The sequence below is a fragment of the Mesorhizobium sp. P2_D6 genome, from assembly GCF_056404315.1.
Map to the genome: position 1 here is coordinate 299,894 of NZ_JBFUEG010000004.1, position 16,206 is coordinate 316,099.

Annotated in this window: 10 protein-coding genes; 6 read left to right on the top strand and 4 right to left on the bottom strand. The window is 64.3% G+C overall.

Annotated features, from left to right (window positions below; all coding sequences use genetic code 11):
- The first annotated feature begins 161 nt into the window (after nucleotides 1-161).
- A complete protein-coding gene (locus AC1D1L_RS11100) occupies nucleotides 162-1,886 on the top strand; it encodes a heparinase II/III family protein (protein ID WP_352586573.1) in 1,725 nt (574 codons plus the stop codon).
- A gap of 106 nt (nucleotides 1,887-1,992) precedes the next feature.
- A complete protein-coding gene (purH, locus tag AC1D1L_RS11105) occupies nucleotides 1,993-3,609 on the top strand; it encodes a bifunctional phosphoribosylaminoimidazolecarboxamide formyltransferase/IMP cyclohydrolase (protein ID WP_477341207.1) in 1,617 nt (538 codons plus the stop codon).
- 137 nt (nucleotides 3,610-3,746) lie between these two features.
- On the opposite strand, the gene AC1D1L_RS11110 is transcribed toward purH, so the two are convergent.
- Both AC1D1L_RS11110 and AC1D1L_RS11115 read right to left on the bottom strand, forming a co-directional pair.
- Nucleotides 3,747-5,126: an MFS transporter gene (locus tag AC1D1L_RS11110; protein ID WP_477341209.1), complete on the bottom strand. Its 1,380-nt coding sequence runs from the start codon at nucleotides 5,124-5,126 to the stop codon at nucleotides 3,747-3,749.
- Between the two features lie 309 nt (nucleotides 5,127-5,435).
- Nucleotides 5,436-10,235, bottom strand: a complete 4,800-nt coding sequence (locus AC1D1L_RS11115; RefSeq protein WP_477341211.1) for an NAD-glutamate dehydrogenase — start codon at nucleotides 10,233-10,235, stop codon at nucleotides 5,436-5,438.
- Between the two features lie 161 nt (nucleotides 10,236-10,396).
- Here AC1D1L_RS11115 and AC1D1L_RS11120 point away from each other — a divergent pair, with 161 nt between their 5' ends.
- Together AC1D1L_RS11120 and AC1D1L_RS11125 are read left to right on the top strand one after the other, a co-directional pair.
- A complete protein-coding gene (locus AC1D1L_RS11120; RefSeq protein WP_477341468.1) occupies nucleotides 10,397-10,960 on the top strand; it encodes a peroxidase-related enzyme in 564 nt (187 codons plus the stop codon).
- Between the two features lie 123 nt (nucleotides 10,961-11,083).
- The gene (locus tag AC1D1L_RS11125) at nucleotides 11,084-11,407 is read left to right on the top strand and encodes a YciI family protein (protein WP_181062078.1); all 324 of its coding nucleotides are present in this window, start codon (nucleotides 11,084-11,086) and stop codon (nucleotides 11,405-11,407) included.
- 89 nt (nucleotides 11,408-11,496) lie between these two features.
- Here AC1D1L_RS11125 and AC1D1L_RS11130 read toward each other — a convergent pair whose 3' ends face one another.
- Nucleotides 11,497-12,111: a LysE family translocator gene (locus AC1D1L_RS11130; RefSeq protein ID WP_477341214.1), complete on the bottom strand. Its 615-nt coding sequence runs from the start codon at nucleotides 12,109-12,111 to the stop codon at nucleotides 11,497-11,499.
- A gap of 142 nt (nucleotides 12,112-12,253) precedes the next feature.
- Here AC1D1L_RS11130 and AC1D1L_RS11135 point away from each other — a divergent pair, with 142 nt between their 5' ends.
- Nucleotides 12,254-13,288, top strand: coding sequence for an L-idonate 5-dehydrogenase (locus AC1D1L_RS11135; protein ID WP_477341216.1), 1,035 nt, complete (start codon nucleotides 12,254-12,256; stop codon nucleotides 13,286-13,288).
- 341 nt (nucleotides 13,289-13,629) lie between these two features.
- A complete protein-coding gene (locus tag AC1D1L_RS11140) occupies nucleotides 13,630-14,250 on the top strand; it encodes a DUF1062 domain-containing protein (protein ID WP_477341217.1) in 621 nt (206 codons plus the stop codon).
- Nucleotides 14,251-14,310: 60 nt separating this feature from the next.
- On the opposite strand, the gene typA is transcribed toward AC1D1L_RS11140, so the two are convergent.
- Nucleotides 14,311-16,140, bottom strand: a complete 1,830-nt coding sequence (typA, locus tag AC1D1L_RS11145; RefSeq protein ID WP_477341219.1) for a translational GTPase TypA — start codon at nucleotides 16,138-16,140, stop codon at nucleotides 14,311-14,313.
- Nucleotides 16,141-16,206 lie beyond the last annotated feature (66 nt).

Here is a 16,206-nt window from a genome sequence, read left to right on the forward strand (position 1 = left end):
AGTGCCGGATTGTCGGGCTTACCCCCGGAAATCGCTCGACTTTTTTCGGAGTTGATCGGCCGCCGGCAGCGTGAAGCCCTTCACGTCGGCCGAATTCGACTTCGCATAAGTTCTTGAATCATATAAGCTTGTGCTTGGGAAGTGGACGACGAGGAGGGGTTTTGGCACTGGCTGCCGGCAGTACGACACGTCTGTGGACGCTTGTCGCTAAGGAGTTTTGGCGCAAGACGCGCCGGCGCCTGCGGGCAGGGCCAGTCTATCGCTGGCGCTATTCCGGACGCACGCCGGAGCGCGTCCTGATTGCGCCGCCGGATCTCAGGCTCGCCGACCCGCAGATCGCGCTCGAAATCTATTACGGCCGCTATCCGCTGTCGGGCCATCTGGTCGAGACCGGCGGCAAATCGCCGTTCCAGATCGACGTTGCCAATCGTGGCTGGGTGAAAACGCTGCACGGTTTCCGCTGGCTGCGCCACATGCGCGCTGCCGGCACCGAGCTGGCCGCAGCCAACGCCCGTGCGCTGGTTTCCGACTGGATCGCCATGCACGGCAACCAGATATCCGGCATCGCCTGGGAGCCCGGCACCACCGCCAAGCGCGTCATCGCCTGGCTGCAACATTCCTCGGTTGTCCTGCAAGGCGCCGAATTTCCGTTCTATCGCGCCTTTCTGAAATCGCTCGCCGTGCAGATCCGCTATCTGCGCTCGATGGCGCGCGAAATGCCGGATGGCAAGGACAGGCTGCGCGCTCGCATCGCGCTTGCCTTCGCCGCGCTGTCGCTGCCGGCGCCGGCCTCGGCATTGCGCGGCGCCACCCGCAATCTGGCGGAAGAACTCGACCGCCAGATTCTTCCCGACGGCGGCCATATTTCGCGCAACCCGATGGCGGTGCTGGAACTGCTTGCCGACCTTCTGCCGCTGCGCCAGACCTATGCCAACCAGGCCGAAACGCCACCGGCAGCACTTATGGGTGCCATCGACCGCATGCTGCCGGCGCTACGCTTCTTCCGTCACCAGGACGGCAGCCTCGCCCGCTTCAACGGCATGGGCGCAACCATCCACGACCGCATCGCCACCATATTGCGCCACGACGACACCGCCGGAGCACCGCTGCTGCATGCACCGCATTCCGGCTATGAGCGGCTGTCTATGGGCGGCGTGACTGTCATTGCCGATACCGGCGCGTCGCCGCCCATCGACGTCTCCAACGCTGCGCATGCCGGCTGCCTGGCCTTCGAACTGTCCTCGGGCCGCCAGCACTATGTCGTCAATGCCGGTATCGACACCTATGGCGCCGCCGAATTCCGGCCGCTGGCCCGCGCCACCGCGGCGCATTCGACCGCCACCATCAACGACACCTCGTCGGCGCGCTTTTCCCATTCGCTGCGCGTCAACGACTTGCTCGGCACCCCATTGCTCGGTGGCCCGCAGCATGTGCCGTGCAAGCGCATCGACCAGAAGGGCGCGCAAGGCTTCATCGCCCGCCATGACGGCTACGTCCAGCGCTTTGGCTTCCAGCATGAGCGTGAGCTGAAACTGTCGAGCGAGGGCAATGTGCTTGCCGGACGGGACCGCTTCCTGCGCCCCGGCGGTGCGGCAATCCGCAATAATGGCCGCGACTTCGTCGTGGTCCGCTTCCACATTCATCCCGACATCAACCTGCTGCAAGACGAGCATGACCGCCTGGTGCTAACCGCCGACGAGGCCGACACCTGGGTGTTCACCTGCACCGAGGTGGCGCCGGAGGTGGAGGAATCGATCTATTTCGCCGGCCTCGGCGGTCCGCGCCGCAGCCGCCAGATCGTGCTTGCCTTCAAGGCCTCGGAGATTGCCGAAGTCCATTGGCAGCTGACGCGCACCGGCATCGCCGGCTACCCCGAGAACAACTGAGCGTCGTTGCCGGCACCGGCTTGATCGAGCTTCCGGCTTGATTTCCTGACCTTATGTGCTACGGCCCGGCAACGCTCTCCAATCAGCCCTGAAAGGCCGCCAGCCCATGGCCGTCGCCGCCAAGAACATTCCGGCACCTGACCTCGTTCCGGTCCGCCGCGCCCTGCTTTCCGTTTTCGACAAGACCGGCCTGATCGACTTCGCCAAAGGCCTGGCCGCGGCCGGCGTCGAGCTGGTCTCGACCGGTGGCACGGCAAAATCGATCGCCGATGCGGGGCTGGCCGTGCGCGACGTTTCCGAGCTGACCGGCTTTCCCGAGATCATGGACGGCCGCGTCAAGACGCTGCATCCTTCGGTGCATGGCGCGCTGCTCGGCGTGCGCGACGATCCCGAACATGCAAAGGCCATGCGCGATCACGGCATCGAGCCGATCGATCTCCTGGTCTCCAATCTCTACCCGTTCGAAGAGGTCCGCCGTTCCGGCGCCGACTATGCAGCGATCGTCGAGAACATCGACATTGGCGGTCCGGCGATGATCCGCGCCTCGGCCAAGAACCACGCCTATGTCGCCATCGTCACCGATCCCGGCGACTACGCCTCGGTGTTGAATGCGCTGGAAATGAACATCGGCTCGCTGTCGCTGGATTTCCGCAAGAAGCTGGCGGCCAAGGCCTTTGCCCGCACCGCGACCTACGATGCGGCGATTTCCGGCTGGTTCGCCGAGACGCTGGAGATCGAGCATCCGACCTGGCGCGCTTTCGGCGGCCGGCTGGAGAGCGTCATGCGCTATGGCGAGAACCCGCATCAGGGCGCCGGCTTCTACGTCAATGGCGACAAGCGGCCGGGCGTCGCCACGGCCCGCCAGTTGCAGGGCAAGCAGCTGTCCTACAACAACATCAACGACACCGACGCCGCCTTCGAACTGGTCGGCGAGTTCGATCCCAACCGCTGCGCCGCGGTGGCCATCATCAAGCACGCCAACCCGTGCGGCGTCGCCGAAGGCGCTTCGCTGACCGCGGCCTATGCAAGGGCGCTGGCTTGCGATCCGGTCTCGGCCTTTGGCGGCATCGTCGCGATGAACCGCATTCTCGATGCCGAGGCGGCGGAGGAGATCGTCAAAACCTTCACAGAAGTGATCATTGCGCCGAACGCTTCGGAAGACGCCATCCGCATCGTTGCCGCCAAGAAGAATTTGCGCCTGCTGGTCACCGGCGGCCTACCCGATCCGCGTTCTGCCGGCACCACGGTGAAGTCCGTCGCCGGCGGTATGCTCGTCCAGAGCCGCGACAATGCGGTGGTCGACGACCTCGAACTCAAGGTGGTGACCAGGCGCGCGCCGACAGCGGCTGAGATGGCCGATCTCAAATTCGCCTTCCGCATCGCCAAGCACGTCAAGTCGAACGCAATTGTCTACGCCAAGGACGGCGCCACCGTCGGCATCGGCGCCGGCCAGATGAGCCGCGTCGATTCCTCGCGCATCGCCGCCCGCAAAGCGCTTGACGCGGCGGAAGCGGCTGGCCTGGCGGAGCCGCTGACCAAAGGCTCGGTGGTTGCCTCTGATGCCTTCTTCCCCTTCGCCGATGGGCTGATCTCAGCCATCGAAGCCGGGGCCACCGCCGTCATCCAGCCCGGCGGCTCGATGCGCGACGAAGACGTCATCGCCGCCGCGGACGAGCATGGCATCGCGATGGTGTTTACGGGTGTCAGGCACTTTAGGCATTGAGCGCTGCCTTTACCCTCCCCTCGAGGGGAGGGTCGGTGCGCTCGCTTGCGAGCGCACCGGGGTGGGGTGACTGGCGCCGCACCCCCACCCCGCTCCGCTTCGCGGATCGACCCTCCCCACCAGGGGGAGGGTAAAGCTCACCCCACCGGCTGATCCGCCGGATACGGCGTCCAGATCAATATCGCGATGCCGACGCCCAAGAACAGCACGATCGCAGCCATACCGAGCCGCGCCGAGCCGCTGGCGAGCGTGATCGACGCCACCATGAACGGCGCCAGGAAACTCGTCGCACGCCCGGCCAGCGCATAGATGCCGAAATAGCGGCCGGACTCGGCAGCGGTCACGCTGCGCGCCATATAGGAGCGCGACGATGCCTGGACCGGCCCGAAGGCCAGCCCGATCAACAAGCCGTAGAAGATGTAGGCCTTTTCCGCCGCCGTGCCGAACAGGCCGCCGCTATCGGCTCCCGGCATCATCCAGGCGCCGAACAGCGTGTAGCCCGGCCCGGTCGAAACGATGCCGATGGTGGCGAGGCTGAGCATGACGAGCGAAATCATCACGATGGTCTTGGACCCGAGCGCGGTGTCGAGGCGCGCGGCAACCAGGCAACCGACGATAGCGACGACATTGAGGATGATGCCGAACATGCCGATCTCGGTGATCGACCAGTGGAACATCGCCGCCGCAAATGTGCCGCCCAAGGCGAGCAGCGCGTTGACGCCGTCCTGATAAATCATGCGAGCGACAAGGAAGCGAAAGATGCCTTTGCGCTGGCGCACTTCGGTCAGGGTCGATTTCAGTTCCGACAGGCCTTCGCGGACCGCCGGCCCAATCGGAATGCCTTTAATGGCGTCCGGCGTGAAGAAAAACATCGGCAGGATGAACAGGAAATACCAGCCGGCAGACAGCGGCCCGGTGGCGCGTGCGTCCTCGCCGAGTTTCGGGTCGAGCCCGAACAGCGGGTCGATGCCGATGATCGTCTTGCCGGTCTCCGCCGAACCCGCTAGGCAGGTGACGACAAAGATCAGCGCGATCATGCCGCCGAGATAGCCGAGGCCCCAGGCCATATTCGAGATGTGGCCGATCTCGCTCTTCGGCACCAGGCGCGGCATCATCGAATCGTTGAACACGGTCGAAAACTCCGCCGCCACTGATGCGAGAGAGAAGAACAGCACCACCAGGAAAAGGTTCGAACCGGGAGCGGCGAACCACAGCAGGCAAAGACTGATGATCTTGATCGAGGCGAAGAAGGCGATCCATGGCTTGCGAGGGCCGGTCTGGTCGGCGATCGAACCGAGGATCGGCGACAAGACAGCGATGACCAGGCCCGCAGCGGCGATGCCATAACCCCAGGCGGCCTGTCCGCTTTCGGGATCGCTGGCCATGCGCGAGACGAAGTAAGGGCCGAAGATAAAGGTGGTGACGACGGTGAAAAACGGCTGCGCCGCCCAGTCGAACAGCATCCATCCCCAGATGCCGCGTCCCGATGCCCGCTGCACTGTTTCTACCGCCGCCATGCTGAAGATCCCTGCTCCGCCCGTATCGGGCGCCATGTCTGCATGTTTCCGGTGCTCATGCAATTAACATGCGCCGCGCCCCGACCTCCCCTTGTGGGGGTGAGAAGCGGTCCGGGACGAAAAGCCAATTGCTTGGCTTTTCGAGCTTCGAACGCCCTGAGCCAGCGAAGGGTCGGGTGCGACCGATCGCCCCGCCGGGTCCCCGCTGCTACGCGAGTCCCGGCGTTCGCCGGCCTTTCATCGTGCCACTGGCACGATAAATTCGCTTCGCGAACCGGCTGCTCACCCCCACAAGAGGGAGGGTAAGCCTCACATCCCCGTCAAATCGCTCATCAGCCCCGACGCCACCGACAGCCGCGACACGGTGATGTCGCCGCCTTCGGTCAGCGCTTGCAACCGCTCGCGGATGCGGGCCACCCGCTCGCCGCCGGCCTCCAGCCAGGCGGCCACCGGGTCCGCCGTGCCGGCATGGCCGGTGAGAGCGGCGACCGCGATGCCGCGTCGCGCCGCGCCGATTGTGTCTGTGGCACGCGACAGCGCCAGTTGGTCGTAATAATCCGACGGTGTGATCGAACGCGCCGCTTCTTCGACGCGCGGAATCCGGAAAGCATCGCTGACAGCAAAGAACGCCTTGGCCGCCGCGACGATGTCGGAATTGGCCGTGCGCGCGGTCAGCGCGATATCGGGGATCAGTGCCGCCAGATCGGCCATAGCCAGTTGCCCGGCGAGCTTTTCCGGAGCGCCGGCCTTGAACAGGCCATGCCGCCGTTCCTCGACCCGCTCGCGCGAGAAGCCCGGCAGCAGCGAGATGAGCTTCGGCTCCAGCGCCTTGCGCGCCTCCTGCAATTCGGCGATGCGCTGGCCGAGCGCTGCCGTGCCCGCGTCGTTCTTCAGATACCAGCCGCTGGTCACAAAGATAAGCCGGCTGACGGACTGGTAGAGGTCGAGCTGCGCCTGGCCATCGATCTGGCTGTCGAGCGCGTCGATCTCGCGGTAGAGCCCCGGCAGTCCAAAGCCATCGCGCACCACGGCGAAGGTGCGCACCACGTCGGCGGCACTGCGGCCGGTGGCTTCCTGCAGCCGGTTGACGAAGGACGGGCCGCCACGGTTGACGAGATCGTTGGCGACGACGCGAGCGATGATCTCGCGGCGCAGACGGTGGCCATGGATTTCGGTGGCGTATTTCTTCGCCATCCGATCGGGGAAATAGCCCATCAGGTCGCGGTCGAAATGCGCATCGTCCGGCACGTCGCTGGCGACGATGTCGGAGAACAGCACGATCTTGGCATAGGCAAGCAGCACGCCGAGCTCGGCCCGGGTCAGCGGCTCGCCGCGCGCCTCGCGCTCGGCAAGGGCTGCCGGCGACGGCAGCGTCTCGACCGCACGGTCGAGCAGGCCGCGCGCCTCCAGGGCCGTCATGAAGCGGCTCTGATGCGCGATGTCGGCGAGGCCACGCTTGCGCGCGATCGAAAGCGCCAGCGTCTGCTCGTAATTGTTTGACAGCACCAGCCCACTGACCTCGTCGGTCATTTCAGCCAGCAATTTGTTGCGCGCAGGCCGGGTCAGCAGTCCCTTGCGCATGGCGGAGGCCAGCGCGATCTTGATGTTGACCTCGACGTCGGAGCAGTTGACGCCACCCGAATTGTCGATGGCGTCGGAATTGCAGCGGCCGCCATTCATACCGAACTCGATGCGGGCGCGCTGCGTGACGCCGAGATTGGCGCCCTCGCCGATCACTTTCGCCCGGACGTCGAGCGCGGTGATGCGGATGGCGTCATTGGCGCGGTCACCGACTTCGACATTGGTTTCGCCCGATGCCCGCAAGTAAGTGCCAATGCCGCCGAACCACAGAAGGTCGACATTCGCCTTGAGGATGGCGGTCATGATCTCGACCGGGGTCGCGGTGGTCTTGGTGAGGCCGATCGCGGTGGCGGCTGCCGCGGGTAGCGTGATCGACTTCTGGCTGCGCGAGACGATAACGCCGCCTTCCGACAGTTTGGTCTTGTCGTAGTCCTGCCAGGACGAGCGCGGCAGCGCGAACATGCGCTCGCGCTCGGCCATCGACGCCACCCTGTCCGGATCGGGATCGATGAAGATGTCGCGATGGTCGAAGGCGGCGATCAGCCTGGTCTGCGGCGACAACAGCATGCCGTTACCGAACACGTCGCCCGACATGTCGCCGACGCCGACGACGGTGAAGGGCGAGGTCTGGATGTCGCGGTTCATCTCGCGGAAATGCCGCTTCACCGCTTCCCAGGCGCCCTTGGCGGTGATGCCCATCTTCTTGTGGTCATAGCCGGCCGAGCCGCCGCTGGCGAAGGCGTCGTCGAGCCAGAAGCCGTGCTTCTCCGAGATAGCGTTGGCAGTGTCGGAGAAGGTCGCCGTGCCCTTGTCTGCGGCAACGACGAAATAGGGATCGTCGGGGTCGCGCCTGACAACGCCGGCAGGCGGGATCACTCCATCCAGGCCGATATTGTCGGTGATCGACAGCAGGCTGGAGACGAAGTTCTTGTAGGCCGAGGTGCCGGCCTCGAAGATGGCGTCGCGGCTGCCGCCCGTGGGCAGGCGCTTGGGGAAAAAGCCGCCCTTGGCGCCGACCGGCACGATGACGGCGTTCTTGACCTGCTGCGCCTTGACCAGGCCCAGCACCTCGGTGCGGTAATCCTGGGCGCGGTCCGACCAGCGCAGGCCGCCGCGCGCCACCGGGCCGAAGCGCAGATGCACGCCTTCGACCTCGGAGCCGTAGACGAAAATCTCGCGCCATGGCCGCGGAGCCGGCAGACCCTCGACCGCCTGCGAGTCGAGCTTGATCGCCAGCGACTGGCCCCGCGCCTTCGTTTCGGCGACGAAATGGTTTGTACGCAGCGAAGATTCGATCAGATTGAGGTAGCGGCGGATGATGGTGTCGTCATCGATATTGGGCACCTCTTCCAAGGCATCCTTGATCTTGGCCTTGAGATGCTTGGCGGCAACCAGGCCTTCCGTCCCGGCCGTCGGCCCGAGGCGGGCGACGAACAGCGCATGCAGGCCGCGCGCAATGTCGGGGTAGCGGTTGAGTGCGGCGGCAATGAAATCCTGGCTCTGCGGAATGCCGGCCTGCTGCAAATAGCGGCCATAGGCGCGCAATATGGTGACCTCGTCCGACCACAGGCCGGCGGTCTGGGCAAGGCCATTATAGCCGTCATTGTCGACGTCGCCGCGCCAGACCGACAGGAAGGCGTCCTCGAACAGCGCGCCGCCGTCGCCGAGGTCGATCGGCTTGCCGTAGCTGTTCTCGAGCTCCATGTCGTGGATGAAGACCATGCTGGATGGATCGTCACCGACCTCGAAGGTGCGCTCGCTGATGACGCGAAAGCCGATGTTTTCCAGCACCGGCACACGCCTGGACAGCGCCACCGGGTTGCCGTGGTGAAAGATCTTCAGCGACGCCTGCTGCGGCTTCTGGTCGCCATGGCGGTAGTAGTCGATGGCGATCGGATTGGCCGGGCTGATCTTGGCGATGCGCCCAGCGTCCGCCAGCGCCACCGCCGGCGGGAAGCTGTCGCGATAGCTTTCCGAAAAGCGTGAGGCGATCGCGGTCATCGCCGCGTCGGCGCCGGTCTCGGCCGCGGTTTCGCGCAGCGCGTCGTCCCAGGTGCGCACGATGTCGCGGATCGCCGCCTCGATGGTGGCTTGCTCGATCTTCGGTGTCTTGCCGCCGGAGCGGCCGATAATGAAATGCACGCGCGCCAGGCCACCTTCCGGGAAGGCTGGATAATAGGCCGACAGGCGGCCTTCGAATGCCGTCTTCAGGTACGCCCCGATCTTCTCGCGCACGACGCTGTCGTAGCGGTCGCGCGGCACGAAGACCAGGATCGAGACGAAGCGGTCGAACTGGTCGGCGCGCACCAGCGCCCTGACCCGCGGCCTCTCCACCAGTCCCAATATGGCTTCGGCATGCTTCCGCAGTATCGGCACCGGGACCTGGAACAGCTCGTCGCGCGGATAGCTCTCCAGCACATTGATCAGCGCCTTCCCGGAATGATCGCCTGGATTGAAGCCGGACTTGGCGATGATGGTCTCGGCCTTCGACCGGAGATAGGGAATCTTCATCACCGAGCGCGTGTAGGCGGTCGAGGTGAACAGGCCAACGATGCGCAATTCGCCCAGAAGCGTGCCCTTGTCGGTGTAGGTCTTGACGCCGATGTAATCGAGATAGATGCGGCGATGCACGGCTGACTTGGCGTTGGCTTTCGTGACGATCAGCGGTTCCGGCCCGTGCAGGAAGGCGCGGATTTCCGGCGTCGTCGTCACCGCTTCGGTGCCGCGCCTGAGCACCAACACGTCCGGATCGGACAGGATGCCGAGGCCGGGCTTGTCGGCGCGCTCTAGCGTGCCGCTCTTTTCGCCACCGGTATATTTGAACTCGCGCATGCCGAGGAAGGTGAAATTGTCGTCGCGCAGCCATTCGAGGAAGGCGATGGCCTCGGTTACACTGGCCTTGTCGAGCGGCACCGGCGCATAGCGGAATTCGTGGATTGCCTGGTCAAGGCGGGCCAGCATTGGTTTCCAGTCGGTGACGGCAGCGCGCACCTGGCCCAGCAGTTTCCTCAACCGCCCGGCCAAAGCCTCGGCCTGGTCGACCGGAAGGCGGCCGATATGGACATGAATCACGCTCAGCCGGTCAAGGCTGCGATCACCCTTGGCGAAGCCGCCATCGCCGAGGATTTCCTCGACGCCGCTTTTGCCATGCTTGACGACGATGACCGGATGCGTGACCAGCAGCGGCTCGCCGGCACTCTCGGTAATCTCGCCGAGGATGGAATCGAATAGGAACGGCATGTTGTCATTGACGACGGTGATCACCGTCAGCGGCCGGCCCTGGCGCACGACGCCGGAGTCGACGTCGATGGCGACAACGCAATCGCCCTTCTTGTGCCTGGCGACGGCGCGCCCGGCCAGATCGGCGGCGCGCTCAAGGTCGGCGGCATCGTAGGCGGCGACGTCTTCGGCCGGCGCGCGCGCCAGAAGATAGTCGGCGAGTCCGCCTTGTCTTTCGCTCGTCCTTGCCGCGCTTCCCTTGGCCGGAGCCGTCTTTTTCGGCTGGCTTACGGTTTTCAGGCTGGCCATGATGCTATTCCCTCCCGTCATATGCTTTTGCGATTATGGTAGCAGATGACTGCTGTTTGGCGACAAAGGTTTGACGGCTTGCAAAGATTATTCGGAATTTTGGCTGATATCAGCGACGAGTGAGGAGAACGGCCCCCATGACCGGCAAGACCCCCGCCAGCATGAGCAGAAAGATCACGGCACTTGACCTCGCCCCTGGCGAACTCAGCGAGGCGACAAAAGCCTACTTCGCCAAATGCGAGGAGAAGCTCGGCCTCGTTCCCAACGTGCTTCTGTCCTATGCCTTCGACGAGAAGAAGCTGCGCGCCTTCACCGACACCTACAACGACCTGATGCTGGGCGATTCGGGCCTGTCGAAGCTGGAACGCGAGATGATCGCGGTCGTCGTCTCCTCCGTCAACCACTGCTATTATTGCCTGACCGCGCACGGCGCGGCGGTGCGGCAACTCTCCGGCGACCCGGCTTTCGGCGAGATGATGGTGATGAATTTCCGTGCCGCCAATCTTTCCCCGAAGCAGACGGCGATGCTCGAATTCGCCGTCAAGCTGACCGAAGAGCCGGCCAGAATCGTCGAGGCCGACCGGGCGGCGTTGCGCGCGGCTGGCTTCACCGACCGCGACATCTGGGACATCGCCTCGACGGCGGCCTTCTTCAACATGTCGAACCGCGTGGCGGCGGCCATCGATATGCGCCCGAACGACGAATACCACGCCATGGCAAGGTGAGGCGCGGCGGCCGCCTTATATCAGCTATCCCTCATTCTCGTTGCTTGTTTGCCCGTTTGGTCCGATGATCGGCGGGCGGCATGACCGCGTGCCGGTTCGAGCCGCTCACCAAGGGAGGAGAACATGGCGAAATTTCTCTATGTCTATCATGGCTCCGGCAAGATGCCGACCGACGAGGCCGAGCGGAAAGCCTCGATGGACGCTTGGACCGGCTGGTACGGCAAGCTTGGCTCGGCCGTCGTCGACGGCGGCAATCCGGTCGGCAAGTCGAAGATGGTGCTGCCCGGCGGCAAGGTCGAGAACAATGGTGGCAGCAGTCCGACCGCCGGTTACACGATCGTCGAAGCGAAGGACATCGACGATGCCGTCGCCAAGGCGAAGGGTTGCCCGATCCTGATGGACCCGGCGTTCAGTGTCGAGATCGCGCCGATCATCGAAATGATGTGACGTGCCGTTTGTTCCAGCATGATCTTCGGGACCAAAGCAAACCGGGTTTCGCCTTTCGCTGACCCGGTCCTTCGGTTCCGGATCATGCCCTATGACCGCGCTGCGATCGCCGCCGCTGCGCCGGCCATCGTCGTGGCGCTGATGCGGTTGGCGATCTTCATCGCCCGCTTGCTCTTCAAGAGCTTGCGCGCCTGCGAGGCGGCGACCACCCAGGCGAGATTGACGGCGATGAGAACCACCGCCATCGTCGCCGTCAGCTCGACCCAGCCGACGACGCTGACCGAAGCGAGATCGATGATGGTCGGCAGCAGCGCCAGGTAGAACATCATGATTTTGGGGTTGCCGAGCGTCACCGCCATACCGGCGAAGAAGAGCTTGAGCGGCGAATCCTCGCGCGGCATCTCGCCGTCCCTGGCTTCGACCGGCGCGGTCCACATCTTCCAGGCGAGGTAAGCGAGGTAGGCGACACCGACCCATTTCACGACCACGAAAGCGAAGTGAAACGTCTGCGCCACGACAGCCAGTCCGAACACCGTCAGCGACAGCCAGATGCCCTCGCCGATCCACATGGCAAGCAGGAACGGGAACACGTCGCGAAACCCTTTCGAGATGACGCGCGCAACCAGCGCGGCGATCGACGGACCGGGCGAGCCAGCAGCGACGAACAGAGCGGCGGCGAAGATCAGGAGCGAGGTAAGGTGCATGGCGGAGCCTTCGAGCGTTGGAGCGCGAAGGATAGCCGATCAGCCGCAATTTGGAACCCTGCGGGCCGATGGGCCAGAGCTTACGAGAAATTTCAGCGCTCGCACCTTGCCCGCACCTATGGTTTGAGAAAGGATCGCGGCCATGAAATCGATCGTCATCCACGCCGCAAAAGACCTCCGCATCGAGGAGACCGATCCGGGCGCGCTCGGCGCCGGACAGGTCGAGATTTCAGTCGAAGCCGGCGGTATCTGCGGCTCGGACCTGCACTATTACAATCATGGCGGCTTTGGCGTCGTCCGCCTGCGCGAACCGATGATCCTGGGACATGAGGTTGCCGGCACGGTGAGAGCGCTTGGCGCTGGTGTCTCAAGCCTCGCCGTCGGCGACCGCGTCGCGATTTCGCCCAGCCGGCCCTGCAATGCCTGCCGCTACTGCCTGCAAGGCACGCAGAACCAATGCCTCAACATGCGCTTCTACGGCAGCGCCATGCCGATGCCGCATATACAGGGCGCCTTCCGCCAGCGATTGGTCGCGGAAGCCTGGCAGTGCCACAAGATCGCCGACCACGTCTCCATCAATGAAGCCGCCTTCGCCGAGCCCTTTGCGGTGACGCTGCACGCCGTGAACCGCGCCGGCCCGCTGCTCGGCAAGCGGGTGCTGGTCACCGGCAGCGGGCCGATCGGCGCGCTCTGCATCCTGGCTGCGCGCGTCCACGGCGCGCGCGAGATCGTCGCCACCGATGTCATGGACGCGGTTCTGGTCAAGGCCCGCGAGATCGGCGCCGACCGCACCATCAATGTCGCCACCGACGGCGCCAGCCTCGTCGCCTACAACATCGAAAAGGGCAGTTTCGACGTGATGTTCGAATGCTCCGGCAATGAGCGCGCGGTGCGGGCCGGCCTGGACGTGCTGAAGCCACGCGGCGTGCTGGTCCAGCTCGGGCTTGGCGGCGACATGTCGTTGCCACAGAATCAGATCGTCGCCAAGGAGATCGAGATGCGCGGCTCCTTCCGTTTTCACGACGAATTCGCACTGGCCGTCGACCTGATCAACAACCGCCGTGTCGACGTCAAGCCGCTGCTGACCGGCATCTATCCGATGGACGAGGCGGTGGCGGCGTTCGAGATCGCCGGCGACCGCACCCAATCGATGAAGGTGCAGATCGCGTTCGGCTGAGCATGGCGGAAGACCGGCTATAGGCCTTGCCCACGTGGCATCTTGTCGCTAGAAGACCCGTCCCGACATCCATTTCGAGCTTCACTTTGCCTCAGTAACCGCCGGTCTCGCCAACTCCCCTGATCACACTGGCAGGGCGCCGCATTAAGCGGTGTCTGCTCCATTTTCATGTGTTCCTCAGGCGGCGGTTCGAGACCGGTTTGGCACTGCTGAACCGCTGTTGCGTGGCTGTCGCCCGTGGCACCTGACTTCCGACCATAGCTAGCTCTCGCCACGCCGTGCCCGCATGGGCATCTCGACATTGCCGGCCTGAAGAACTTCCGCATTGGAAGGTTTTCGGCTTGTCTCAACATCTCGCTATTCGCTGGACGATCGCGCCCGGCACCGCACCTCGACCCCTGATCAACTGCAACCGCTGCGGCACGGTGAAGGCCTATCGCTGCAGCGACAAATTCCGCGTCAACGCCAATGGCAAGCGTATCGACGTGTGGCTGATCTATCGCTGCATCGATTGCGACAATTCCTGGAATTTCGGCATTTTCGAACGCTGCAACCGCCGCGACATCGAACCGACCCTGCTGGCAGCCCTTGAAAGCAACGACCCGGCGCTGACCCGCCGCCACGCCTTCGATGTCTTGGCGTTGCGAAGCCGGGTCGGACGCGTCGAGGAGTTTTCCGACGTCGCGGTTCACAAGCACAGGCTCGGCGGCGAAGGCGCAACCGCGCTTGAGATCGGGCTCGCGCTCGAAATGCCGACATCGCTGCGGCTCGACCGTTTGCTTGCCGGCGAGCTCGGCATCTCACGGTCGAGGCTTCAGGCGCTGGAGGAGAACCGATTGCTGGTGGTTGATCCGGAAGGGGCCAAGGCTTTGCGCAAGCCGGCCCGCAACGGCACCACCGTGCGGATTGATCTCGCCAGCGAAGCCGACCGCAAAGCCATTATCTCAGCGGCCAGCGGATAAACGAAAGGGGCGAAGCATGTTGGTGCTTCGCCCCGTCCCATATCCGGAAAAATCAGACGATTAAGCCGCGCCGACCACTTTCGCCGACTTCTCGAAGCGCTTGCGCTCGTTCGGGTCGAGATAGAGCTTGCGCAGGCGGATGGTCTTCGGCGTTACCTCGACCAGCTCATCGTCCTGGATCCAGGCCAGCGCGCGCTCCAGCGTCATGCGGATCGGCGGCGTCAGCTTGACCGCCTCATCCTTGCCGGCGGCGCGGATGTTGGTCAGCTTCTTGCCCTTCAGCACATTCACTTCGAGGTCGTTGTCACGGCTATGGATGCCGATGATCATGCCCTGATAGACCTTGACGCCGGGATCGATGACCATCGGGCCGCGGTCTTCCAGGTTCCACATGGCGTAGGCCACTGCTTCGCCCTGTTCGTTGGAGATCAGCACGCCGTTGGTGCGGCCCGGCAGTTCGCCCTTGTAGGGCTGGTAGGCATGGAACAGCCGGTTCATCACGGCGGTACCGCGCGTGTCGGTCAAGAGTTCCGACTGGTAGCCGATCAGGCCACGTGTCGGCGCGTGGAAGACGATGCGCTGGCGGTTGCCGCCGGAGGGGCGCAGTTCGACCATCTCGGCCTTACGCTCCGACATCTTCTGCACGACGATGCCGGCATGCTCCTCGTCGACGTCGATGACGACTTCCTCGACCGGCTCCAGCAATTCGCCGTTCTCGCCGTTCTGCATGACGACGCGGGGACGCGACACGGCGATCTCGAAGCCTTCGCGGCGCATCGTCTCGATCAGCACGGCCAGCTGCAATTCGCCGCGGCCGGAGACGAAGAACGAATCCTTATCGGGCGATTCCTCGATCTTCAGCGCGACATTGCCTTCGGCTTCGCGCAGCAGGCGGTCGCGGATGACGCGGCTGGTCACCTTGTCGCCTTCGGTGCCGGCGAGCGGCGAGTCATTGACCAGGAACGACATGGTCACGGTCGGCGGATCGATCGGCTGCGCATGCAGCGGTTCGGTCACCGCCGGGTCGCAGAACGTGTCGGCAACGGTGCCTTTCGACAGGCCGGCAATGGCGACAATGTCGCCCGCCTGCGCTTCGTCGATCGGCTGGCGCTCGAGGCCGCGGAAGGCGAGGATTTTGGAAATACGGCCGGTTTCGATCTGGGTGCCGTCATGGTGCAGCACCTTGACCGCCTGGTTGGACTTCAAGGTGCCGGATTCGATGCGACCGGTGATGATGCGACCGAGGAACGGGTTGGCTTCCAGAATGGTGCCGATCATGCGGAACGGGCCGGGATGAACGGTCGGCTCCGGCACATGCTTGATGACGAGGTCGAACAGCGGCGCAAGCTGCTGATCCTTGGGACCTTCCGGATTTTCCGAAACCCAGCCATCACGGCCCGAGCCGTAGAGGATCGGGAAGTCGAGCTGTTCGTCAGTGGCGTCGAGCGCGGCAAACAGGTCGAACACCTCGTTGACCACCTCGACATGGCGGGCGTCCGGGCGATCGATCTTGTTGATCACGACGATCGGCTTCAGCCCGACCTTGAGCGCCTTGCCGACGACGAACTTGGTCTGCGGCATCGGGCCTTCGGCGGCGTCGACCAGCACGATGGCCGAATCCACCATCGACAGGATGCGCTCGACCTCACCGCCGAAATCGGCGTGGCCGGGGGTGTCGACGATGTTGATGCGGGTGTCCTTCCAGTCGACCGAGGTCGCCTTGGCCAGGATGGTGATGCCGCGTTCCTTTTCCAGGTCGTTGGAATCCATGGCACGCTCGGCGACGCGCTGATTGTCGCGGAAGGAACCGGATTGCCGGAGCAACTGGTCGACGAGGGTGGTTTTTCCATGGTCGACGTGCGCGATGATCGCGATATTACGAATTTTCATGTTGTGGTCTCGGGAGCGTTGCAGGCAGCAGGCCAAAGGCGCCGCCTCTTTCGGTTGCGCGGCTCA